The 22835-nt window shown below is 71.7% G+C and carries 15 protein-coding genes and 4 pseudogenes; 8 read left to right on the top strand and 11 right to left on the bottom strand.

From position 1 onward, the window contains the following. Positions 1-32: 32 nt before the first annotated feature. Positions 33-789 (bottom strand): AraC family transcriptional regulator (locus FF36_RS26475; protein ID WP_277912993.1); only part of this gene is annotated, 757 nt, incomplete at its 5' end. Between the two features lie 157 nt (positions 790-946). On the opposite strand from FF36_RS26475, the gene FF36_RS26480 reads away from it, so the two are divergent. Beyond that, on the top strand, positions 947-1420 hold the full coding sequence (locus FF36_RS26480; protein WP_044887912.1) for a DUF2000 domain-containing protein: 474 nt from the start codon (positions 947-949) through the stop codon (positions 1418-1420). A gap of 110 nt (positions 1421-1530) precedes the next feature. On the opposite strand, the gene FF36_RS26485 is transcribed toward FF36_RS26480, so the two are convergent. Both FF36_RS26485 and FF36_RS26490 read right to left on the bottom strand, forming a co-directional pair. Beyond that, positions 1531-3693 carry an NAD-binding protein gene (locus FF36_RS26485; RefSeq protein ID WP_370657155.1) on the bottom strand — a complete coding sequence of 721 codons (2163 nt, stop codon included), beginning with the start codon at positions 3691-3693 and terminating at the stop codon, positions 1531-1533. Positions 3694-3820: 127 nt separating this feature from the next. Continuing rightward, a complete protein-coding gene (locus FF36_RS26490; RefSeq protein ID WP_044887914.1) occupies positions 3821-5302 on the bottom strand; it encodes a short-chain fatty acyl-CoA regulator family protein in 1482 nt (493 codons plus the stop codon). Between the two features lie 189 nt (positions 5303-5491). Between FF36_RS26490 and aceA the strand changes: the two genes are divergently transcribed. The 4 genes and pseudogenes from aceA to FF36_RS39135 form a co-directional block, all read left to right on the top strand. Beyond that, positions 5492-6844, top strand: coding sequence for an isocitrate lyase (gene aceA, locus FF36_RS26495; RefSeq protein WP_082122249.1), 1353 nt, complete (start codon positions 5492-5494; stop codon positions 6842-6844). A gap of 1 nt (position 6845) precedes the next feature. Beyond that, positions 6846-8483 (top strand): malate synthase A, encoded by a 1638-nt coding sequence (gene aceB / locus FF36_RS26500; RefSeq protein WP_044887915.1) that lies wholly within the window; start codon positions 6846-6848, stop codon positions 8481-8483. A 201-nt stretch (positions 8484-8684) separates the two neighbouring features. Further along, positions 8685-9425 carry an SDR family NAD(P)-dependent oxidoreductase gene (locus tag FF36_RS26505; protein ID WP_044887916.1) on the top strand — a complete coding sequence of 247 codons (741 nt, stop codon included), beginning with the start codon at positions 8685-8687 and terminating at the stop codon, positions 9423-9425. A 120-nt stretch (positions 9426-9545) separates the two neighbouring features. Further along, positions 9546-9689 (top strand): annotated as a pseudogene (locus FF36_RS39135) (TetR/AcrR family transcriptional regulator); the annotation flags it as partial. Positions 9690-10163: 474 nt separating this feature from the next. On the opposite strand, the gene FF36_RS34540 reads toward FF36_RS39135, so the two are convergent. The 3 genes from FF36_RS34540 to FF36_RS26520 form a co-directional block, all read right to left on the bottom strand. Continuing rightward, the gene (locus FF36_RS34540; protein WP_199865507.1) at positions 10164-11597 is read right to left on the bottom strand and encodes an aldehyde dehydrogenase family protein; all 1434 of its coding nucleotides are present in this window, start codon (positions 11595-11597) and stop codon (positions 10164-10166) included. Then, positions 11597-12703, bottom strand: coding sequence for an AMP-binding protein (locus FF36_RS26515; protein ID WP_044887917.1), 1107 nt, complete (start codon positions 12701-12703; stop codon positions 11597-11599). Before FF36_RS26515 ends, FF36_RS34540 begins: the two co-directional genes overlap by 1 nt. A 150-nt stretch (positions 12704-12853) precedes the next feature. Further along, entirely contained in the window at positions 12854-13522 is a 669-nt protein-coding gene (locus tag FF36_RS26520) for a TetR/AcrR family transcriptional regulator (protein ID WP_044887928.1), read from the bottom strand. A 120-nt stretch (positions 13523-13642) separates the two neighbouring features. Here FF36_RS26520 and FF36_RS26525 point away from each other — a divergent pair, with 120 nt between their 5' ends. Then, the gene (locus FF36_RS26525; protein ID WP_044887918.1) at positions 13643-15250 is read left to right on the top strand and encodes an MFS transporter; all 1608 of its coding nucleotides are present in this window, start codon (positions 13643-13645) and stop codon (positions 15248-15250) included. A 76-nt stretch (positions 15251-15326) separates the two neighbouring features. On the opposite strand, the gene FF36_RS26530 is transcribed toward FF36_RS26525, so the two are convergent. Continuing rightward, entirely contained in the window at positions 15327-19532 is a 4206-nt protein-coding gene (locus FF36_RS26530; protein WP_044887919.1) for an nSTAND1 domain-containing NTPase, read from the bottom strand. A gap of 132 nt (positions 19533-19664) precedes the next feature. Here FF36_RS26530 and FF36_RS26535 point away from each other — a divergent pair, with 132 nt between their 5' ends. After that, a complete protein-coding gene (locus FF36_RS26535) occupies positions 19665-20132 on the top strand; it encodes an NUDIX hydrolase (RefSeq protein WP_044887920.1) in 468 nt (155 codons plus the stop codon). 92 nt (positions 20133-20224) lie between these two features. On the opposite strand, the pseudogene FF36_RS39140 reads toward FF36_RS26535, so the two are convergent. From FF36_RS39140 to FF36_RS39150, 4 genes and pseudogenes are all read right to left on the bottom strand, one after another. Then, a pseudogene (locus tag FF36_RS39140) lies at positions 20225-20603 on the bottom strand (alpha/beta fold hydrolase); the annotation flags it as partial. Positions 20604-20616: 13 nt separating this feature from the next. Further along, positions 20617-21076: pseudogene (locus FF36_RS39145) on the bottom strand (alpha/beta fold hydrolase); the annotation flags it as partial. 16 nt (positions 21077-21092) lie between these two features. Next, positions 21093-21909 (bottom strand): acyl-CoA dehydrogenase family protein (locus FF36_RS26545; RefSeq protein WP_242422880.1); only part of this gene is annotated, 817 nt, incomplete at its 5' end. Between the two features lies 1 nt (position 21910). After that, positions 21911-22247 (bottom strand): annotated as a pseudogene (locus FF36_RS39150) (acyl-CoA dehydrogenase family protein); the annotation flags it as partial. 330 nt (positions 22248-22577) lie between these two features. Between FF36_RS39150 and FF36_RS26550 the strand changes: the two are divergent. Further along, positions 22578-22835: transposase domain-containing protein (locus FF36_RS26550; RefSeq protein WP_199865508.1), on the top strand; the 258-nt coding region annotated here is incomplete at its 3' end.

Here is a 22835-nt window from a genome sequence, read left to right on the forward strand (position 1 = left end):
GAGACCTTTCGAGGCGACGTCCTGCGGTGGCGTCAGGTCGGGCGGGCGTAGCGGGCGGGGCTGGTGGCGAGCATGCGGCGAAAGTGCCTGGTCAGGTGGGCCTGATCGTAGAAGCCGGCGAGCGTGGCGACCTCGGCCGGGCGGTGACCGGCGAGCAGCAGGCGGCGGGCCAGGTCCACTCGGCGGCCGGTGAGGTAGCGGTGGGGCGGCAGGCCGAACTCCTGGTGGAAGGCGCGGATCAGGTGCGTCGGATGGGCGCCGAGCAGCTCCGCGGCGGCGGCCAGCGTGATGCCCTCGGCGATCCGGCTGTCGAGGAGGTCGCGGAGCGCATGGGCAACGGTCGGGTCCCGGCGGGGCGGTGGCGCACCGTCACGGCGAGCGGGGAACCTGCTGCGGCGGCCCAGGTGGGCGCGTAGTCGTTCGCCGACGAGGGTGAGGCCACTCTGGGCCGCGAGGTCCTCGCCGGGAGTGAGCAGGAGGTCGTGTAGCCGGCCGATGCGCCGGCGCAGCGTGGGATCGGCCAGCGTCGGGGTGTCGACCGCCGTGCCGATCAGCTCGTCGCCGAGGAGGTCCCGGTCGAGGTAGAGGACCCGCTTGCGGAATCCCCCGGGCCGGGCGGAGCGGCCGTCGTGCGGGACGTCCGGTGGCAGCAGCGTCACCTGCGAGCGCAACGTGCCGTGCTCGTGGCGGTCCAGACCGAAGCGGACCGCGCCGGTGTCGACGATGAGCAGCGTCCACGAATCATGGGTGTGCGGTGGGTAGACGTGCGAGATGAACCGGGCGTGGAACNCCTCGCGGACNCCCGCCACCGCCGGCCGCCAGGCGGCGACCGTCTGACCTTCACCGACCCTGCCCGCCGCGGCGACGTCCGCCCCGGGCCTGTGCGCCTCGGCCACGTCAGGAACGTACAAGACCGTCATGCCGACCGCCGCCGAGACTCGGCGGTGTGGATACTGACCTTCGCCACGACCTCCCCACCGCCGGCGACGGGTCGTCGCAGCCCGCCCCGGTGCGCTTCACCACCAAGATCGCCGTGCTGTTGCGCGACGACCTGCTGGACTGGCAGCGGCTCAACGTCACGGCGTTCCTCGTCAGCGGGATCGCGGCGACCAACCCGGAGCTGGTCGGCGAGCCCTACGCCGACGCGGACGGCCACGGGTACCTGCCCATGTTCCGCCAACCGGTGCTCGTGTTCGCCGGCTCGCACCAGACGCTGGCCTCGTCGTTCGCCCGCGCCGGCGGTCGGGGCCTGGCCATGTCGATCTTCACGTCGGACCTGTTCGCCACCGGCAACGACCGCGACAACCGGGCCGCCGTCCGGGCCGTGCCACGTGACGACCTCGACCTGGTCGGCCTCGCCCTGCACGGCCCGCGCAACGCCGTCGACAAGGCGCTCAAGGGCGCCCGCATGCACCCCTGACCGGGGCCCTCCTCAACAGCCGGCGGCGCTCATGAGGTTCCGGCGACGTCCGGGGGGTCGGCGGCGAGGTAGTTCTCGGCCCGCGCCGTGGGCGTGGGCGTGGGACGGTGCTAGGCGGGGACATCGACGCGTTGGTTGCGCCGGACCATGTCGACGATCTGGGTGACGGGGCCGACGACGAGCAGCTCGTCTCCCGGCCGCAGGCGGGTGTGGCGGCCGGGTCGGTAGTCCGGCTCGCCGGCGCAGGCTCCGTCGCCGGGTCGGCTTCCGCTGGTGGTGGTGACGGCGGTGGTGGTGACGGTGGTGGCGGCGGTGGCGGTGGCGACGGCAGTGGTGACGGCGAGGACGCGGGTTCCGGTGGACAGCTCGCGCAGGGTGGGGCCGACGAGCGCCCCGCCGGCGTTGACGGTCATCCGGGCGACGAGGAAGGGGGTGCGCTCCACGTAGAAGGTGCTCAGCACGTCGTAGCCCAGCGCGGCCCCGACGAAGTACGGGGTGGCCAGCGCCGAGGCGCTGCGGGCGGTGTGGATGCCGAACCGGCGTTCGACCTCGTCGGCCATCGTCGTGTCGAAGATCCGCAGGACGACGCGCAGGTCGGGCTCGTGTGGCTGGGCGCCGGGCGGGCGGGTGCGGCCGTAGGAACGCCCGCCGGCGCGGCGCGCCGTCTCCCGGGCGGCGCGGGCGCCGCGCAGCTCGTCGTGCGCCTCCCGGGCGGACAGCACCGTCTCCAGGTTCGCCACCCCGTCGCTGGTCAGCGCGGTGATCGTGGTCGCGTGGGCGAGACCGGCCTCCAGCAGGGTGGACCGCACCGTCGCATCCCCGATGATCACTGGCACCCCGCGCTCGCGGGCCACGGGCAGGTACCGGTTGTTCTCGTCCCGCTCGATCACCACCACCTGGCGGCCGGTGCGGACCAGGCCGTCCATCGTCGCGACCCCGACCGAGCCCAGGCCGGACAGGATGACGTGCCCGCGCACCGCCCCCGCCCGGCCGCGGCCCAGCGCGCGTTCGAGCCGGCGGCTGATGATTACGTTCGTGATGAAGGCGTAGACCACCGCGATCGACAGTGCGCCGAACAGCATCAGCCCGATGCCGAAGATCTGCAGCCACTCGTCGGCCGCGCCGAAGTTGAAGTCGCCGTAGCCGACCGTGACCATCGTCTCGATGGTGAGGTAGAGCGCGTCGAGCGGCCCGAAGTCGGGTGGCGCGGCGTTGTTGTGGTCGGCGTAGGCCAGCGACAGCACGACCGTGCTGACGACCAGGATCGCCACGACGGCGGCGAGCGCGAGCCGGAAGGGCCGGTCGAGCTCCCCGCGGATCGTCGCGAGGAACTCCCGCAGCCGGGCGGCCGTGCCGCGCCGGGCCCGCGACCCGCTGCGGCGTTTGGCCGTGCCGTCGCCCAGGGCGGCGAACAGCCGCGCGTCGTGCAGGCCGGAGACGGCCATCCCGCGGTCGTGGAACTCGGCGAGGCGGCCGAGGACGGTCAGCCGGTCGCCGGGATGCAGCGGGGTGTCGCGCGGGGGGCAGACCTCGGCGTGGCGCGCGCCGGCGCGGCGTAGCGAGATCGGGGTGAGATCACCGTAGCGGGCCCGGAAGGCACCCCGCCCGGTGATCTCCTCCTCGATCACCGCGAACACCTCGGCGTCGGCGCGGGCGTCCATCGTGAAGGCGTGGGTGACGTCGGAGCGCACGCACGCCTCGACGAAGCTCGGCCCGGCGAGCTCGGCGAGGTTCAGCACCCGTACCTGGCTGAGCGCGTCCGCGAGCTGGTCGCCGAGCTGCGGGTTGTTGACGCTGACGACCAGCCGGACGCCGGGGGCGACGTCGGCGGCGAGCAGGGCCGTCTCGAGGTTGTCGAGGTCGGCCTCGTGGCAGATCACCACGGCGAGGGAGGCGGCGATGCCGGCCTCGCGCAGCACGTCGGCCGCGTGGGGACTCTCGACGAGAACCCGCACCCCGGACCGTTCCAGCCGGCGCTGCGCGGCGGCGGTGAGCTGGTCGTCGACCGCGACCACCGCCACGCCGGATGCCTGGAGCTGCTCGGCCAGGCCCAGCCCCAGGTTGCTCAGCCCGGCGACGATGACATGCCCTGACTCGCCGTCGCCCACCGGCCGACCGTGGCCGTCCGGCCGTCCCGCCGCAGCCGGCCGTCCCGCCGCAGCCGACTGCTTGGACCGTCCCGCCGCGTCCGGCCGGCCCGGCCCGTCGGACCGGCTCGGACCGTGGCCATCCGATCGGCCGGCGCGATCGGACCCCCCGGGAGCCGTCGGCATGCCTCCCCCTCCTCGGCCGGCACCGGGCCCAGACCGGATCCTGGCGACGGAATACCGCGCTGAACTGGGCTGATGCGGCGATGCGGCGGATCCGCGAGAGGCCAGTCTCGCACGCGGGCCCCGACCCTCAGGAGTTGATGTCGGCCGGGTAGGGGGCGAAGGTGCCCCGGTTTTCGTCGAGGGCGAGGCTACGGCCGATCTGCGGGAAGGCCCGTTGGGCGCAGCCGACCCGCTCGCAGACCTTACAGCCGATCCCGATCGGCACCGCGGCCGCCGGATCGTCCAGGTTGAGCCCGGTCGAATACACCAGTCGGCTGGCATGGCGCAGTTCGCAGCCGAGCCCGATGGCGAACGTCTTTCCGGGACGACCGAAACGGCCATAGCCCCGGCTGACCGTGCGGGCAATCCAGAAGTAACTGCGTCCGTCCGGCATGGTGGCGATCTGGGTGTGAATCTTTCCGGGGGCGGCGAGTGCCTCGTACACATTCCACAGCGGACAGGTTCCGCCGGCGCGGGAGAAATGAAATCCGGTGGCCGACTGGCGTTTCGACATGTTGCCCGCGCGATCCACCCGGATGAAGGAGAAGGGAACGCCCCGGGCCCGGGGGCGCTGGAGGGTGCTCAGTCGATGGCAGATCGTCTCGAAGCCCATGCCGAAATGCTCGGAGAGCCGTTCGATGTCGTAGCGGAACCGTTCGGACGTGGTGTGGAACACATTGTAGGGGAGGATGAGGGCGGCGGCGAAGTAGTTCGCCAGCCCGATCCGGGTCAGCGTCCGGGCCGGGGGGCCGCTGAGCATGCCCTCGTCGGTGAGCCGGGTGACCAGATCGTCGAACTCGGCGAAGGCGAGTTGCAGCGCCATGCGGAAGGCCCGCTGGCCGGGCCGCAGGTGGCTCGACAGGGTCAGCACCCGGGTCTGCGGGTCGAAGCGGTGCAGCACATCGACGTCGAGCTCGCGGTCGAGATCACGCCCGTCGTCACGCCCGTCGTCGCGCGAGCCCGCGAGGTCCGGGCCGGGCTCGCGGCTGTGCACGCGAATGCCGTGGTAAGCCAGCCGCTCGACCAGCACCGCGTGCACCCGGCCGCGGGTCAGGCCAATCTCGCCGGCGAGCCGCTCGGCGGCCTCGTCGAGCTCGCCGACGTAGTTCTGACGCTGGTAGAAGAAGTCCCGGACCTCCTCGTCCGGCATCGGCGCCGGCGCGGGCCCCGCCGGTTCCGGCCCGCGGGCGCCGGTGAGCGCGGCGAGGCGCTCGTTGGCCTGGCGGTAGCGGCGGTGCAGCGTGATCAGCGCATGGGCGGTCTGCGGGAGCTGCTCGGCGAGCTGGGCGGCGTCGGTGGCCGGCACCTTCAGGCCGATCGTGCCGTCGGAGAGGACCTCTTGGACCTCCGCGATCAGCCGGGTCACGTCGTGCGCGGCGAAGAAGCCGGCGTCGACGCCGAATGCCTCGGTGATGCGTAGCAGGACCGGGACGGTGAGCGGCCGGGAGTTGTGCTCGATCTGGTTGAGATAGCTGGGGGAGATGCCGAGCAGGCGCGCCAGCTCGACCTGGCTCATGGCCCGTTCCTCGCGCAGTTCCCGTAACCGGGTCCCGACAAAAGTCTTCTGCATCCGCTCCCTCTCTGTCGAGGAGGATAGTCGACTCGGTGCCAACGTGCCATTTGCAAAATTTGCAAAGTCGGCTGGGAAGATTCGCAGGACTTGGCTCGTTGGGCCGCTCGACCAGGCCGAATCGCTGTGACAGCTTCGAAGAGGAGGGTGATCCGCGCTATTCCGACTCCAGGGCAGGGAGAGATCGACATGGCCGAGACGAAGACGACGGCGACGACCACGGCGACGAACGGGGCGGCGAACGGGGCCGCGCGGGCGGCCGAGGAGCTGGCCGCGGGGTGGGCGACGGACCCGCGGTGGGCGGGCATCGAGCGCACCTACGGCGCCGCCGAAGTGATCAAGCTGCGCGGCAGTGTCCTGGAGGAGCACACGCTGGCGCGCCGCGGCGCGGAGAAGCTGTGGGGGCTCCTGCACGACACCGACTACGTGCACGCGCTCGGCGCGCTGACCGGCAACCAGGCCGTGCAGCAGGTCAAGGCCGGGCTCAAGGCCATCTACCTGTCCGGCTGGCAGGTCGCCGCGGACGCGAACCTGTCCGGCCAGACCTACCCGGACCAGAGCCTCTACCCGGCGAACTCGGTCCCGGCGGTGGTCCGCCGGATCAACAATGCGCTGCTGCGCGCCGACCAGATCACCTGGGCCGAGGGCGTCGCCGACGCCCCCGACTGGCTGGTGCCGATCGTCGCCGACGCCGAGGCCGGGTTCGGCGGCGTGCTCAACGCCTTCGAGTTGATGAGCGCGATGATCACGGCCGGCGCCGCCGGGGTGCACTGGGAGGACCAGCTCGCCTCGGAGAAGAAGTGCGGCCACCTCGGCGGCAAGGTGCTCATCCCGACCGGTCAGCACATCCGCACCCTCAACGCCGCGCGCCTGGCCGCCGACGTCGCCGACGTGCCCTCGGTGATCGTCGCCCGCACCGACGCGCAGGCCGCGACCCTCATCACCAGCGACGTCGACGAGCGCGACCTGCCCTTCGTCACCGGCGAGCGCACCGCCGAGGGCTTCTACCGGGTGCGCGACGGCGTCGAGCCGTGCATCGCCCGGGGTCTCGCCTACGCCCCCTACGCCGACCTGCTGTGGATGGAGACCTCCACCCCGGACCTGGAAATCGCCCGCCAGTTCGCCGAGGCGATCAAGACCCAGTTCCCGGACCAGATGCTCGCCTACAACTGCTCGCCGTCGTTCAACTGGCGGGCGCATCTCGACGACGCCACCATCGCGAAGTTCCAGCGCGAACTCGGCCACATGGGCTACAAGTTCCAGTTCATCACCCTGGCCGGATTCCACGCGCTGAACCACTCGATGTTCTCCCTCGCCCACGGCTACGCCCGCGAGGGCATGACCGCCTACGTCGACCTGCAGGAACGCGAGTTCGCCAGCGAGGCCGACGGTTACACCGCGACCCGCCACCAGCGCGAGGTCGGCACCGGCTACTTCGACCTGGTGAGCACCGCCATCAACCCGACGAGTGACACCGTCGCGCTGCGCGGCTCCACCGAAGAAGCCCAGTTCACCGCGACCGGCGTCGGCGCGGGGCACTGAGATGCCGGCACCGCGCGGCGGTCGGATCGAGGTCATCGGCGAGCCCGGTGAGCCTCGGGAGCGTTTCCGGGAAATCCTGACGCCGCAGGCGCTGGAATTCCTCATCGCGCTGGACACCACCTTCGCCGCGCGGTGGGCCGACCTGCTCGCCGCCCGGCGCGAGCGGCGCCTGCTGCTCGCCTCCGGGGCGGCCGGCCTGGACTTCCTGCCCGAGACGGCGGCCATCCGCGCCGACGAGTCGTGGCGGGTCGCGGGTGCGGCACCGGGCCTGGTCGACCGGCGGGTGGAGATCGCCGGGCCGACCGAGCGGACGGCGACGGTCACCGCGCTGAACTCCGGTGCCCGGGTGTGGCTGGCGGACTTCGCCGACGCCACCGTGCCGACCTGGTTCAACGTGATCGCGGGCCAGCTCAACCTGCTCGACGCGGTCGCGGGCCGGCTCGAGGTCACCACGCCGGCCGGCAGGCGCTACCGGGTCGGGCCGGACCCGGCGACGATCGTCGTGCGGCCGCGGGGTTGGCACCTGCGCGAACACCACCTGCTCATCGATGGCCGGCCGATGTCGGCGAGCCTGGTCGACTTCGGCCTGTACTTCTTCCACTGCGCCCGCCGCCAGCTCGACCGGGGCAGCGGACCGTACTTCTGCCTGCCGAAACTGGAAGGCCATCGCGAGGCCCGGCTGTGGAACGACGTGTTCGTGTTCGCCCAGCAGCGCCTCGGCCTCCCGCGGGGCACGATCCGGGCGACCGTGCTCATCGAGACGATTCCCGCGGCCTTCGAGATGGAGGAGATCCTCTACGAGCTGCGTGAGCACTGCGCCGGCCTGAACGCCGGACGCTGGGACTACGTGTTCAGCATCATCAAGATCTTCGGTGCCCGGGGGGAGGCGTTCGTGCTGCCGGACCGGGCCCAGGTGACGATGACGGTGCCGTTCCTGCGGGCCTACACCGCGCTGCTCGTGCGGACCTGCCACCGCCGCGGCGCGCACGCCATCGGGGGGATGGCGGCGTTCATCCCCAGCCGCGACCCCGAGGTCAACGCCCGCGCGCTCGACCAGGTCCGCCAGGACAAGCAGAGGGAGGCCGACGACGGCTTCGACGGCTCCTGGGTGGCCCATCCCGGGCTGGTGGCGGTATGCGAGGCGGTGTTCGACGCCCGCCTCGGCGCCGCGCCGCACCAGCTCGACCGGCTGCGGCCGGACGTGTCGGTGACCGCGGCCGACCTGCTCGACGTCGCCTCCGCCGCCGGCTTGGTCACCGAGGCCGGGTTGCGTAGCAACATCACGGTGGCGTTGCGTTACATCGACGCGTGGCTGCGCGGCACCGGCGCGGTGGCGATCTTCGACCTGATGGAGGACGCTGCCACCGCGGAGATCGCCCGCTGCCAGGTCTGGCAGTGGATCCACCACGGCACGCGGCTCGCCGACGGGCGCCCGGTCACCCGGGAACTCGCCGAACGGCTGCTCGCCGAGGAGCTGACCGTGCTGCGTGCCGAGCGTGGCGGCGCGCCGAACCGCCTCGACGAGGCCCGCGAGGTCTTCGTCGAGACGGCTCTGGGCGAGACGCTGCCCGAGTTCTTCACCACCGTCGCCTACACCGACTACCTGACGAAGCGGCCGAGGGCGCTCGCCAGGACCTGATCGGTACCTGCCCCGGGCATCCGCGTCCTGGGCACCCGCCCCGGGGCGGAGCCGGTTGTGGTGCGCTCTGTGCCTGCGGCTGAATGTGTCGCGGGTCACGGGTAAAGCCCGCCCCTCTCGTTGCAATAGACAGACCTGTCTGTCTATTCTTCTCTTCGGCGGTAGACAGACAGGTCTACTCGGTGGAGTGGGGAGCGGGTCATGGCGAGCAACGTGGGTGAAGGCGGCCGTCGGGGTGTGGCGCTGGTGACGGGCTCGACCGGGGGAATCGGCCGGGCGGCGGCCCGCGCCCTGGCCGCGGACGGGTACGCGGTGATCGTGCACGGCCGGGACGCCGATCGAGGCGCGGCGGCCGTGGCGGAGATCGAGCAGGCCGGCGGCGAGGCCCGCTTCCTCGCCGCGGACCTGGCCGACGCGGCGGCGGTCGAGCGCCTGGCGAAGGAGGCCGGCGAGGTCGACGTCCTGGTCAACAACGCCGGCGCGTCCTGGTTCGGGCCGAGCGCGCAGCTCGACACCGCGACCTTCGACGCCCTGTTCGCGGGCAACGTCCGTGCCGCCTACCAGCTCGTCGCCGCGCTCGCGCCCGGCATGGCCGAGCGCGGCACGGGCAGCATCATCAGCGTTGACAGCATGGCCGGCCGCGTCGGGCTGGCCGGCGGCGCGGCCTACGGCGCCACGAAGGCGGCGCTGACCGCGATGAGCCGCGCCTGGGCGGCCGAGTTCAGCCCGGCGGGCGTGCGGGTCAACACGATCGCCCCCGGCCCGGTGTACTCCGACGGCGCCCGGCCGGACTTCATCGCCCAGCTCGGCACCACCACCCTGCTCGGCCGCGCCGCGCAGGTCGACGAGATCGCCGGGGTCGTCGCCTTCCTGGCCTCGCCCGCGGCGAGCTACATCACGGGCGCGGTCATCCCGGTCGACGGTGGGCGCAGCGCCGTGTGAGGCACCAAGGCACCAAGCACCGAGGCACCGCGGCACCGCGGCACCGAGGCACCGGCACGGCGCCGCCTATCGTGGATGGACTGGTCTGTCTGGTCCGGCTGGTATGTGGAGGTGAGGCGGATGGCCGCCACCAGGACGCGACGCGCGGCGGCGGGAGGGGTGGACCACCGCTCGGCGCGGGAGCGGTTGCTCGCCGCCGCGGACGAGCTGTTCTACGCCGAGGGCGTCCAGACGGTCGGCATCGACCGGATCATCGAGCGGGCCGGGGTCGCGAAGGCGTCGCTGTACAACACCTTCGGCAGCAAGGAGGAGCTGGTCCGCGCCTACCTGGAAGGCCGGCACGCCGACACGACCGAGCGACTCCGGCGGGCGGTGGACCGCGCGCCGGACGCCCGGTCCCGCCTGCTGGCGATCTTCGAGGCGCAGGGGGAGCTGTTCGCCCAACCCGATTTCCATGGTTGTGCGTTCGTCTCCGCCAGCGCCGAGACGTCCCCCGGCAGCTCCGTGGAGCGTGCCGCCGACGACTACCGGGCCTGGATCCTCGCCCTGTTCACCGAGCTCGCCCAGCAGGCCGGCGCCGCCGACCCGGCCGCGCTGGGCCGCCAGCTCCAGCTCGTCTACGACGGTGCAGGCCTGACAGCCCGGATGGACCGCACCCCGCAGGCCGCCCGGACTGCCCGCGCGATGGCCGAGACCCTGCTCGACGCGGCGATCCCGGGAGTCTCGCCGGGGTCGGGCTCAGTCGCGCAGGACGGTCTTGGTGCGCATGAGGAACTCGCCGAGGTAGCCGTCGTGCGGAACGTCGGGGCGCATCCAGTAGGTGGGATGGTCGCCGATGTAGACGTTGCTGATCGTCGGATCGGCGATGAGCTGGTCGAGGAGGCGTTCGTCGTGGGTGAGGGCGGTGAGGACGAGGGAGTTGCGCAGCGGGCCGATCCCGTCGGCGGGCGCCCAGGGGGCGACCCATACGCAGGGGAAGCCGAGTTCGATGCCGGTCTGGGCCGCGTCGGCCCGGTTCACCTGGAACACCGCCGGGCGTAGCGCGACGCCGCCGCCGGCAACGGGGTCGGTGATCCCGGCGCCACCGAGGCGTGGCGTCGTACCTGCCGCGTGGTCGAGCAGGAAGCGTTCCAGCGCCGCGGCCTGCTCGGTCGGCTGGCAGGGCAGCACCGCCCGGTCGTCCTCGGGCGGCAGGGTCGGGATGGCGGCGAGCCGCTCGGCGAGCGCCGCCGCGAGGCCGCCGGGGTCTGAGTCGGTGAAGACCGCCGTCGCGTTGACGCAGGCGGTGCCGCCCTCGTCGCCGATGGAGTCGACCAGGGTGTCGAGATGGCGCTGCCAGTCCTCGCCGGCGAGCAGGATCTTCGACCGCCCGGGACCCTGCACGAGCACCGTGGGGTCCGCGCCGTACTTGGCGACCACGTCGTCCCCGCCGTAGACCATGGCCAGGTCGGCGGCTTTGATGATCTCGTCGGCGACGGCGTGGTCGGTGGGCAGGTACGCCACCTGGTCGGCGCCGAACCCGGCCGCCCGCAGCGCGGTGATCAGCCGGTGCGCGGTGAGCGGCTCGCGGCGCGACGGGCGCACCGCGACCCGGTAGCCCAGTGCCAGCGCCTGCGGCCACAGGGCGTGCACGCCGGGGTGGTTGCCGGCCGCGTGCACCGCGAAGACCTCCCCGCGCCGCGTCCACACCGCCCGTCCACCCTGGGTGGCCGGGTCGTGCCAGTCGTCGACGCTGGCCCGGGGCCTGGCCTGGCGGGCGTCCCGGCCGGCGCCGAGCAGCGCCCGCCAGGTCGTCTCGGTGGCGTGGCGCACGACCGAGATCGGCATCCCCGAGATCCGGCTGACCGCGTGGGAGTACTCGTCGACGGACAGTTCGGCGACGGTCTCGGTCGCGAACGACTCCCCGGCCCGGGCGAGCGCGGCGAGCCGGTCGGCGGTCGACAGCGGTTCGGCGGCCCGCAGCGCGGCGATGGCGCGATGCACGTACAGCGACGGCACCAGGCTCAGCTCGGCGATCGGGAGGCCGGCCAGGTCGGTGATCGGCAACCGGTTACGGGACCGGAAGGGGCCGCCCGGGCCGAGCGCGTCGAGTTCGATCAGCTCTGCCCGGCTGTCCGTGGGTCCGGCCCGGTTGGTCGCGGGCGGTGTGGCGGACGGGCTCCTGGCCGGCATCAGTACACCCCCTCGATCACCGGGGAGTCGCCGAACACGGCAACCGGCGAGACGTCGGCCACGGAGTCGCCCACCCGCCCGAGTGGCGGTTCGATCCGGGTCGCCTCGTCACGCTCGAGATTGTTGGGCAGCAGCGCCGACTTGCTGACGTGGTTCATCACCACGCGCCCGCGGCTGCCGTACGGCACCGGCTCGCCGGACTCCGGGTCGACCACCCGGAACGTGACGAACGGGGAGAACGAGTCGAAGATGCAGGGATCGTCCGGGGCGAGCCCGTCGCGTTCGATGGCGCTCGCGAGGACCATCGTGCTGCCGTAGCGCCCGATGATCCGGGTGTGGGGGAGGACCTCCGTGCGCAGCAGGTACCGGGTGTCCGGGTCCAGGTGCGCGCCGCCCCACTCGACGACCTGCACCCGCTCGGCGATCAGCCTGCGCAGCTCCTCGTCGCGGACGAGCCGTTCCAGCAGCGGCGGAGTGGCGATCAGCACGCCGATGTCCTGCGACTCCAGGACGGCGCGGGCCTGCGCGACGATGTGGTCGGCGTACTGGTCGGCGTGATCGGCCCGACCGGCCGCGATGCACTTCTTCACCCAGCGGGGATCGAGGTCGACCATGAAGCCCAACCGGCCGCGCAGCCGGACCGTCTCGCGGACGATCGCGCCGAACATGTGCGGTCCGCTCGGCGCCAGGGCGAGCCAGTCGACCCCCCGCGGGTAGTCGCGCGCGTCCATCTCCTCGTCGGTGCGGACGAGCAGGCGGGACATCCAGTCCGACATGATGACCACGTGCTTCGGCGGCCCCGTGGTGCCGCCCGAGTCGTAGACGCCGTACACCGCGTCGTCCTGCCCCGCGTAGCCCCGGGGGATCAGGTCCCCGGCGGGGACGTAGCGCAGCCGATCGACGATGTTGGGGAACCTGGCGAGGTCATCGATGGTGTGGATGTCCTCGCGCGGGTCGAAACCGAGGGTGTCGGCCTGCTCCAGCCAGAAGGGCGAACCGGTCCTGGGGTCGAAGTGCCAGCGCATCGCCGCCTCGATCAGTTCGATCTCGTCCGGGATGAGGTCGACCGGGCCGTCGAGGACCGGATCGCGGTGCAGCGTCGTCATCGGATGCAGCCTCCTGCCGCCTGCGCGTGCCATGACGGGCGACCGTGACACGGCCGGCGCAGCCGCCCATCGGCGGACGCCCTGCCTTCGAGTGCAGGTCGAACGGCTGCGGCTGTCAACCGCAGTGATCGCGTGGGGGAGCCGGGTCGGTCAGCAGCCGGGGCTCAGCGGGCCGGCCTTCAGGGCGGCCATCGCGCTGGTGATGAGGGGGGCGAGGTCGGTGCCGGCGGGCATCGTCGCCCAGGCCTCCATGACGATGTTGAGTGCCGCCAGGGCGCAGCCGGTCGCCACCTGGGTGGACAGGTCCGTGGCGGGCCGGCCGAGGCGGAACGCCAGCGCCTCCGCCAGGACGTTCTGGCCGCTGCGGGACGCCTCGACGAGCAGCCCTCGCATCCGGGGGAGCTCGGAGATGAGCCGCAGCAGGGTGCGAACCTCCTCGGGGTCCTTCTCGAGGTTCGACCACATGTGCACCATCGCTCGGCCGAGGGCGTCGGCGGGATGCTCGTGCGCCGGCCGTTCCCGCAGCGCCGCGATGAGCTCGGTCAGCTCGAAGTGCACGGCCTCGCGGAGCATGTCCTCCTTGAACGGGAAGTAGCGGAACACCGTGCGCGGACTCAGGTCCACCGCGGCCGCCACATCCTCGACCGTGGTCGCGTCGTAACCACGGGACATGAACAGCCGCAGGGCCGCGTCCGCGATCGTCGCGCGGATGCGCGCGCGCCGCCGCTCGGCCCGCGTCCGCTCGGCCCCACCGTCGCCGACCTCGGACGCGACCTCGAGGGAGCCCGAAGCCGGCGCCTCCCCGATCCTCGTCGTCACGGGTGTGATCATAGCGCGGACGAACGTGATTGTCATCTCTGACAGATTGGCAGAACTGACATTGTGGCATTGAATGTCAGGGAGCCGATCACTGTCGGCCGAGGTGGAGGGGGTCAGGACATGGCAACAGCTACGGACGCGGCGCAATCGCCGCGCCACGCGGCCGGCGGGAGCGGCTCGGCTGGCGGTGGCACCAGCAGGCGGGGACATCCGTGGCTCACCCTGGTCAGCGTCGCGCTCGGCGTGATCATGGTGGGGCTCGACGGCACCGTGGTGTCCATCGCGAACCCGCGGATCGCCGAGGACCTGCACGCGTCGCTGTCGGATCTGCAGTGGGTGACCAACGCCTACCTGCTGGCGCTTGCGGTGCTGCTCATCCCGGCGGGCAAGCTGGGTGACCGGTTCGGCCGGCGGCTGATCTTCCTGATCGGCGTGGTCGGGTTCGCCCTGACGTCGCTCGCGGTCGGCCTCGTCGGCTCGATCGAAGGCGTGATCGTCTTCCGGACGCTGCAGGGCGTCGCCGGAGCGCTGCTCATGCCGAACACGCTGGCGATCCTGCGCTCGGCCTTCCCGCCGGAGAAGCTGAACTCGGCCATCGGGATCTGGGGTGGCGCCTCGGCGATCTCGATCGCGGGCGGTCCGATCATCGGCGGTCTCCTCGTGGAGCACGTGTCCTGGGAGTCCGTCTTCTACATCAACGTCCCGGTGGGCGCGATCGCGCTGATCGTCGGGCTGTTCGTGCTCGCCGAGAGCCGCGACGAGTCGGGTTCCCACCGCTTCGATGCCCCCGGCCTGCTCACCCTGGGCGGCGGACTGTTCGCGCTCGTCTTCGGGATGATCAAGGCGCAGGGCTGGGGCTGGGGCTCCGGCAGGACGATCGGCTTCCTGGTCGCCGCCGTCGTGCTGCTGGTGCTGTTCGTGGTCATCGAGACCCGGGTCCGCGCGCCCCTGCTGCCGATGCGGCTGTTCCGCAACCGCTCGCTCAGCCTGAGCACGCTCATCGTGATGCTGACCTTCTTCGCGATGTTCGGGGTGCTGTTCTTCCTCACCCTGTACCTGCAGAACGTGCACGGATACTCCGCCGTCCAGGCCGGCGTGCGCACCCTGCCGCTGTCGGCGGTGTTCATGGTCAGCAGCCCGCTGGGCGCCGCCCTTAACGGCCGCTTCGGCCCGCGGGTCCCGATCACCATCGGGATGGCGCTGCTCCTCGCGTCGTTCGTCGTGCTCACCCAGCTCGAGCCCGACTCGTCCTTCAACCTGCTGTGGCCGCCGTTCGTCGCCATCGGCGTCGGCGTCGGGCTCATCATCACCGCCGCGTCCGATGCGATCATCGGCAACGCGCCGATCGAGGACTCCGGGGTCGCCGGCGGCCTGCAGTCCACGGCGACGCAGCTCGGCGGGGTGCTCGGCACCGCGGTGCTCGGCTCCGTGCTCGCCAGCCGGGTCGGGTCGGTGCTGGTCGACCGGCTGGTCGGCGCCGGGGTGCCGGCGGAGCAGGCCGGCAAGCTCGCGCAGGCCAAGGAGCTCGTCGGCCAGGGCCTGGTGCCACCGGCCACCGGCACGTCCGCGACCGTGCAGGGCGCGATCGAGGCCGGCAGCCATGCCGCGTTCATGAGCGGGCTGCACGTCGCCATGGTGATCGGCGCGGTGCTGTCCGGCGTGGCGATGGTGCTGGCGCTGTTCATCCGCCCCGGCCAGAATGCGGGCAACGCCGTCGCCCACGTCTGAGCGGCGGGTGTTGCGCTGGTGCGCCGACGTCCCCGTGCCTGCCCGCCGCGGATCCGCGGCGGGCAGGCACCGCCGGTCAGTCGCGCGACTGACCGATTCGTAGCCGGGCATCCGCAAGAAGGGCCGCCACGTCGCCGGCCGCCACGTCGCCGGCCGGCTGGCCGCCGTCCGTCCGGCCGGTCGGGAGTCCGCTGAGGGGCCGGCGTGCGGCGTCGCTGACATCCCAGCGGCGGAACGTCCCGTCCGTCGAGACCGTCGTGACGAGATCGTCCTGATCGGTCCAGAGCGCGTGGGTCACCGGCCCGGCATGGCCGATCAGGACGGTGATCCTCGCGCCGGTCTCGGCATCCCACACCGCCGCTGACCGGTCCGCGGAGGCGGTGAGGATCCGACGTCCGTCGGCGGACCAGGCAACGGAGCAGATCTCGTCCGCATGCCCGCTCAGGCGGTGCAGCTCGGTGAGATCGTCCCCCTCGGTCGCGGCGACGATGATGACCGTTCCATCGGTCGCACCCAGGCCGAGGCGGTCGCCACCGGGGCTCCAGGCCACGGCGGTGAGCACCTTGTCCGTTCCGAGTTCGGCCACCGTCGCCTCGGCGGTGTTGATGGTCAGCCGGGTGTCCTCGGCGACCAGGGCGAACCGCGGATCGACGGGATGCCAGGCCACGGCGCGCAGGAAACTCGGATGGGGGCGGCGTTCCGCCGCGTCGAGACTGCGTCCGTCCGCGGCATACCGGCGGATGACCCGGTCACGCGCGGCGGTGGCAAACGTGGTGCCGTCAGGTGACCACCGTGCATCCTCGACTCCGCCGCGCGCGGTCAGGACGTGCTCGACTTCGATCGCCGTGTCCGTGAGGCGCCAGATGCGTGCCGTGCTGTCGCGGGACGCGGTCAACAGACGGGTCCCGTCGGGGGACCAGGCCACCGCACGAACGGCGTCGCCGTGGTGCGTGCTGAAGCTTCGTCGTAGGTCGCCCGACGCTCCCATGATCACGATCTCGTGGTTGGCGTCCGGCCGATCCGGCGCCGCGACCGCCACCGCGAACTGGCCGGTCCTCGACGACCGGTCCATCGCCTGGGCCGCAGCGGGAAGCTCGGTCAGCCCGACCTGGACCGCCCCTGCCTTCCAGACCCGCGCGGTGCCGTCGTCGGCCACCGAAAGCAGTTGGTCACCGTGATGCGACCACGCCACGTCGCACACCCCCTGCTGGTGTCCCCGCAGCGTCAGCAGGCGCTCGCCGGTGTGGACGTCCCAGACGCCCACCGTCGTGTCCGCCGAGGCACTGGCGAGCCGGTCGCCGCGTGGCGACCAGCTCACCCGCCGCACCTGGTCGGTGTGGCCGGTGAGGATTCGGACCTCGTTCAGGTGGGCGAGGTCGAACACGCGAACGGTGTTGTCCTGCGCGCCGGTGGCAAGCGCACTTCCGTCCGGGCTGAAGCGAACGGCGCGCGCGGTCGCGCCCGGATGCGCGTGGAACCGGCGAGCGACACTGTCCTCGTCGGGAGACCAGAGGTCGATCCAGCCATCCTCGCGGGCGGCTGCGATCCGGGCCGCGTCGGGTGAGACGTCCGCGTCCCAGATCCGGACCAGAGCGGACGGGTCCGTTCTGCTCTCGGCCGTCAGCGTGCGGCTGCGATGCTGGCCGCGCTCGCGGAAGTTCCAGATGACCGCGTGGCCCGAGGCGCACGCGGTGAGCACCTGGGCGCCGGTGGGACCGAAGCGCACCGACCAGGGGCGGTCGGGCAGGGACAGCAGTCGTAGCTCGCGGCTTGCTTCCACGGACCACACCCGAGTCGTCTCGTCCGTCGACGTCGAGGCGATGATGTCCGCGTCCACCGGCGACCAGGCGACCGACCGAACCCACCCACCGGCGCCCTCTCGCTGGTCCGATCCGTGCGAGAGGGCCGTCACGATCGTGCCCGTGGCGACATCCCAGACCAGGATGCGGCCGTTGCGGGAGCCGGTCACCACCCGGGTGTCGTCCGGCGACCAGGCGACTCCCCACATGCCGGTCGAGCCATCCGAGAACTGGCACAGCGTCCGCGAGCTCGCCTCGGCGGTCTGCATCAGGTCACGCCACGCGGTCAGATCCGGTGCCGAGAGGATCATCGAGAAGGCCGACGGGTCGGTGCTCCAGGCTCTTCCTGTCAACAGCCGCAGGGCATCCTCGGGGCTCTGCCGGGCCAGGAGCATCGCCTCCTGCACAAGTTGGTCCAGCATCCGCTGCAGCGATATCCCGACGAGCTCCACGGCGTCGGCGGACACGTCGAGAGCCGCAAGGGCGTGCACCAGCCGACGCCAGCCCCACCCGGCCGCGTCCGTGATGACCACGTCGCTGGCGCTGAGCAGCTCGTTGGCGAGCTGGTACAGCCGGGACGGCACGATCAGATCATCGCCGCGCCGACCAGACCGCACCCACGCGGCGGTGGTCTCCTCGAGCTCACCGCGGCTGCGCAGCGAATCACGCAGCTGGTCCAGATGATCGCGCAGCCGCTGCCAGGCGGTGAACAGGCTCTCGTGCGCGACCTCCAGCGCGTTGTCCGCCGCGTCCCCGGCACCCAGCACCCTCAGCGTGATGTCATCCTGCTCGGTCGACAGGGCCGACCTTGCCGGTCCCAGCAACGAGCGTGTCGTGGTGAGGACACGATTGCGGACGAAGGGTTCGAGCAGCGGAAGATCGTCCGCGCTGAACTCGGCGATGGGCACCGGCCTGCGGATGTAGGCGAGATCTCGGCCGACCGACGCCAACCGGCCGAGCAGGTTCAGCACTCGCCGCTCGGCCGCCGGACGATCCGCGGGCAGCCCGGCCCTGACCCCCGCGTTCCCGTACGTCCGCAGCGCTGTCTCGAAGGCGTCGTTCGCCTGGCTCTCCAGGACGTCCTGAACCCGCCCTGCCTGCAGATAGTCATGGAGGCTGATCGCCCGGGGCTCCCGAAGCCCATCGTGATCGACGTGCTCCCACAGCCGTTGGAGGGCGAACGCGAGCAGCGGCAGCGATCCCCTGCCTGCATCCTCGACGATGGTGGCCAGCGCGTCCGTGTCGAACGACCAGCCCAGCATCGCCACCGGATCGTTGACGACCTGCAGGAGTCCCCGCGCGTCGAGCGGCTTGGCCACGTGCAGTTGCTGGATCAGATTACGCAGGGAGAAGCTTCTCAGGACAAGGTCGAGATAATCGGCCCGAATCGTGTAGACGAGCCAGGCATTCTCGTTGGAAGCCGCCACCAACGCGTCGGTCAGCACCTGCGCCTCCCGCCGGGCTTCGGCGGTCTGGCCGTCGGAGCCGGCCTGCGCGTCGGCGTGGCGATGGGCCTCGAGGCCGGTCCGGTCCGGTCGACCGGTCGAGACGCCGTCCGGATCCGGTCTCGCGGCGACAAGTTCCTCGGCCTGATCGAGAACGATGACTGCCTTCGCCGTCCCGCCGCTGTCGCGGACCTCGTGATCCACACCCGCGAGGAGCTCGCTCACCATCGTCACCAACGAGGCCGGTTCTGCTCGTAGCCGACTCTCGATGGCGTCGGCATCCTCCGGGTCGAGACCACCCTCGATCCGGGCTGCTGCCAGCGCCTGCGCAATTCCTGCGACCGCTCCGGCGCTCGGCGAGACCGGACCGATGATCAGCCATTTGTTCCAGCCGGTGGCGCGGTGTCGGGTGGGTGTGGACCGTAGTCGCGGGAGCAGCCCGGCGCGCACCAGTGAGGACTTGCCGACGCCCGAGGGTCCGATGACCGCCATGGCCCCGTTTCCGCGGCCACTCATCTCCTTCAGCAGGGCGGTGACATCGCGCTCCCGGCCGAAGAAGAACGGTCCGTCGAGTTCGTCGAAGGCCTTCAGGCCGGGAAAGGGGGAACGCGGGATGGCACCGGTCCGGACGCCGCTGTCGCGCAGGAAATCCACCAGTGCTGTCATCGCCGTCGCGACCGAGTCATCGTCGTCCGGCCGGACGACGATGGCCTGCAAATCCTGGGTCTGCGCCCGCGGCGCGCCCGGCGCCACCACGATCTCTATGAACGGCGCCGCCGGCTTCCGCTCCCGGAACAGCGCGACCTCGCTGATGCACCATTCGTTGTCGGCGCCGGGTGTGGTGATGGCGACGAACGCTTCGCTTTGCAGGAGGTTCCGTCGGATGTCCGCCCGCCAGGGCTGCCCTGGCCGGGGGCCGTGGCCGGGAGAGGTGTAGCTGTAGAAGTCGGCGTATCCCGCCTTTGTTAAGGCCTGGATAACGCGCTTCGTGAATGGACCACCGTCTGCCTCGTGAAAGCCGATGAAGATCTTGCCCACGCGCGTCCCCCGATGCGGTGTCCGATGTGGGCCCACTTTATTGCCACGGCCGGTGGCCCGGCAAGATCTTGTCAATGATGTCGCGCTGCCGTATGTTGGTCCGCCGCGCTCGTCAACTCGGAGACATGTCAGATGAAGATCGACTACTTCAACGACCCGAACGCCCCCGCGCCGAACAGCCTTACGCCGGTGGTGAACGTGGCCATCTGGGACGCGGCCGGCCGTCTGTTGCTGATCCGCCGCTCCGACGACGGTTACTGGTCGCTCCCCGGTGGGTTCATGGATTTCGGCGAACGCATCGCCGAAGCGGCTGTCCGGGAGGTGAAGGAGGAAGTCGGACTGGCCGTGCGGGTCACCGGGATCGTCGGCATCTACACGGATCCCGCTCATGTCACGGCCTTCGACAACGGGGAGGTCCATCAGCAGTGCACCGTCTGTTTTGAGGCGACCGTTGAGGGCGGCGCGGCCTCGATCAGCGCCGAGGCGTCCGCAGTGCGGTTCTGCACGCTTCCCGAGACCGCGGAACTGCGGATCCACCCGGTCATGCTCACCCGGATCCGGCACTGCTTCTCGTCCGACGGACAGGTACGAATCCAGTGAGGCTGGACACGCAGGTCAGCCGGGGTCCCATCACGACGGTCGACGAGGTCGGCCGAACGGCGGTCACGGCGCACGGGAGAGAACCGACGGGGTCAGTGTCCCGTGGTGTGCGCCAGGATGTCCCGACCGACGGTGACGGCGTCCTGTAGCGGGCCGAAGTGGCCGAGATGGCCGTAGGAGACGTGCCGGGCGGCCGGGAGCGCCGCGGCCAGCCCGGGCGCCGCGGGGACCAGCTCCGAATCGGACACCTCGCCGGTGGCGACGACGGTGGGCACCGCCGCCTTCGCCACCGTTCCCCAGGTGATGCGGCCGCTGGCCTCGAACGTGCGGGCCTCGGACTCGGCCCGGCAGCGCAGCCGCACCGTGCCGTCGGGAAGATCCTCGAAACCGTGCTCGACGTAGGCGGCGAGCGCGCCGGCGTTGAGCTCGCGCAGCGGCGGCCTCGCCGCGTACCGGGCCAGCGCCGCCGCCNGGGAGGGAAACNCCTCCCGCCGCTTCCGGGCGGCGTCGGCCATCGGGTTCGACCTGGGCGGACGCAGCTGCGGCGGGAAGATGACCGGTTCGTAGACGTAGGCCGAGGCGAACGTCCCGGGATGGTCCGCCTCGGTCTGCAGGCCGATCGCGCCGCCCATGGAGTGACCGGCCAGGTGCACGGCGCCGGGGGAGCCGTCGGCGTCCGCTGCGGCCGCGGCCACCGCCCGCGCCGCGCTCAGCACGTCGTCGACCATGCTCACCCAGGCGAAGTCGCCGTCGTCCGGGGCCGGGGATTCACCGTGCCCACGCAGGTCGACCGCCCAGACCCGCCGTGATGCGCGGAGCAGGCGGGTCAGCGGCTCGTAGGCGCGCCCGCAGAACCCGGTGGCGTGGCAGAGCAGGATGGCCGGGCCGTCGCCACCGAGATCGTGCACGGCGATGGTCCGGCCCGGCCGGGTCGTCAGCCGCATGCGAGGCGTCGGTCGCTCAGGCGGGCCCCTCCAGCGCGAGCGAGCGGCCGATGACCTCCTTCATGATCTCGCTGCTGCCGCCGAGGATCCGGCTGATCCGCACGTCGCGGTACATCCGAGCGATCGGGTACTCCTCCATCCAGCCGTAGCCGCCGTGGAGCTGGACCCCGGCGTCGACCGCGTCGAACTCCAGCTCGGTGGCGAGCAGCTTCGCGGCGGCGGCCTCCTCGATGGTCAGGTCGCCGTCGACCTTGCCGCGCAGGCAGGTGTCCACGAAGCTCTGCACGGCCTGGGTGCGGGCGTGCAGCGCGGCGAGGACGAACCGGGTGTTCTGGAAGCTGCCGATCGTGGTGCCGAACGCCTTGCGGCTGCGCACGTACTCGGCGGTGAGCTGCTGGGCCCGCCGGGCGCTCGCGACGCTGCTGATCGCGATGGACAGCCGCTCGGAGGCGAGGTTGCGCATGAGGTAGTTCATCCCCCGGAACTCCTCGCCGATCAGGTTCGCGGCCGGCACGCGGGCGTCGGAGAAGAACAGCTCGGAGGTGTCCTGTGAGTGGGCGCCGACCTTGTCGAGCTTGCGGCCACGCTCGAAGCCCGGCGTGCCGCGCTCGACCGCGATGAGGCTGAGCTTGGTCGGCTGCTCCTGCGGCTGCGTCTTGACCGCGACGACGACCAGATCCGAGATCAGACCGTTGCTGATGAAGGTCTTGGCGCCGTTGAGGACGAAGTGGTCGCCGTCACGGATCGCCGTCGTGCGCATGCCGCGCAGGTCGCTGCCCGCGCCGGGCTCGCTCATCGCGACCGCGGTGATGATCTCTCCGGAGGCGTAGCCCNGCAGCCAGCGGGCCTTCTGCTCGTCGTTGGTCAGGTCGAGCATGTACGGGGCGAGCAGCTCGTTGTGCAGCTGCAACGCGAGGCCGCTGACGCCGGCGAGCGCGAGCTCCTCGGTGATCACCGCGTCGTAGCGCGGGTCGGTCATCCCGGCGCCGCCGAACTCCTCGGGCACCCGCAGGCCCAGCAGGCCCATCTCGCCCGCCTTGGTCCACGCCGCACGGTCGACGATGCCGTTGCGCTCCCACTCGTCGATGTGCGGCAGGCACTCCTTCGTGATGAAGGTCTGGACCAGCTCGCGGAACTCCTCGTGCTCGGGCTCGAAGATGGTGCGCTTCACAGGTTCGGCTCCCGTCCAGGTCCGTACGGCTCGCCTCGCATCATGGCAAATAGCGGACTGTGACGCCCGATTCGTAAGATCACCGCCCGGTCAGCCCGGTCAGCCCGGTCAGCCCGGTCAGCCCGGTCAGGCCGGTCAGGCCCGCCGGCCGGTTCGACCGGTTCGGCCGGTCGGGGATGCGGGCGGTCGGGGGTGCACGGTGCGGTGCGCCTCGCGATCGGTCCGCCGTGCCCGGAGCGCCCGGCGGTCATGGCGTCGCCACCGCGGTCCGCCGGGTGCGGCGCGCGGGCAATACCAGGAACTTAGGTTCTGATCGTGTAGGTTCGAGGGGTGCCGAGACGCGGTCAGGTGAAGGAGAAGCCCGAGGACCGGTTGGTGGACCGGGTCGGGCTGGGGGTGCTGGCGGCGCAGTTCCCGGACGCGCTGGTCGACCGGGTGGTCACCGAGACCGGTCGTCGCGAGAAGCGGACGCGGGACCTGCCCGCGGCGCTGATGGTCCGGTACGTGGTCGCGTTGGCGTTGTTCCCCTCGGATGGCTACGACGAGGTGATGCGGCAGGTGAAGGTCGCCGACGACTGGCTGGCAGAC

It is taken from the genome of Frankia torreyi, assembly GCF_000948395.1.
Classification (GTDB): Bacteria; Actinomycetota; Actinomycetes; order Frankiales; family Frankiaceae; genus Frankia; species Frankia torreyi.

Bases quoted from the DNA above. Each gene is read 5' to 3' on its own strand.
- FF36_RS26490 (WP_044887914.1), bottom strand. From the start codon at position 5,302: ATGCAGAAGACTTTTGTCGGGACCCGGTTACGGGAACTGCGCGAGGAA.
- FF36_RS26485 (WP_370657155.1), bottom strand. From the start codon at position 3,693: ATGCCGACGGCTCCCGGGGGGTCCGATCGCGCCGGCCGATCGGATGGC.
- aceA (WP_082122249.1), top strand. From the start codon at position 5,492: ATGGCCGAGACGAAGACGACGGCGACGACCACGGCGACGAACGGGGCG.
- FF36_RS34540 (WP_199865507.1), bottom strand. From the start codon at position 11,597: ATGCCGGCCAGGAGCCCGTCCGCCACACCGCCCGCGACCAACCGGGCC.
- FF36_RS26505 (WP_044887916.1), top strand. From the start codon at position 8,685: ATGGCGAGCAACGTGGGTGAAGGCGGCCGTCGGGGTGTGGCGCTGGTG.
- FF36_RS26535 (WP_044887920.1), top strand. From the start codon at position 19,665: ATGAAGATCGACTACTTCAACGACCCGAACGCCCCCGCGCCGAACAGC.
- FF36_RS26525 (WP_044887918.1), top strand. From the start codon at position 13,643: ATGGCAACAGCTACGGACGCGGCGCAATCGCCGCGCCACGCGGCCGGC.
- FF36_RS26515 (WP_044887917.1), bottom strand. From the start codon at position 12,703: ATGACGACGCTGCACCGCGATCCGGTCCTCGACGGCCCGGTCGACCTC.
- aceB (WP_044887915.1), top strand. From the start codon at position 6,846: ATGCCGGCACCGCGCGGCGGTCGGATCGAGGTCATCGGCGAGCCCGGT.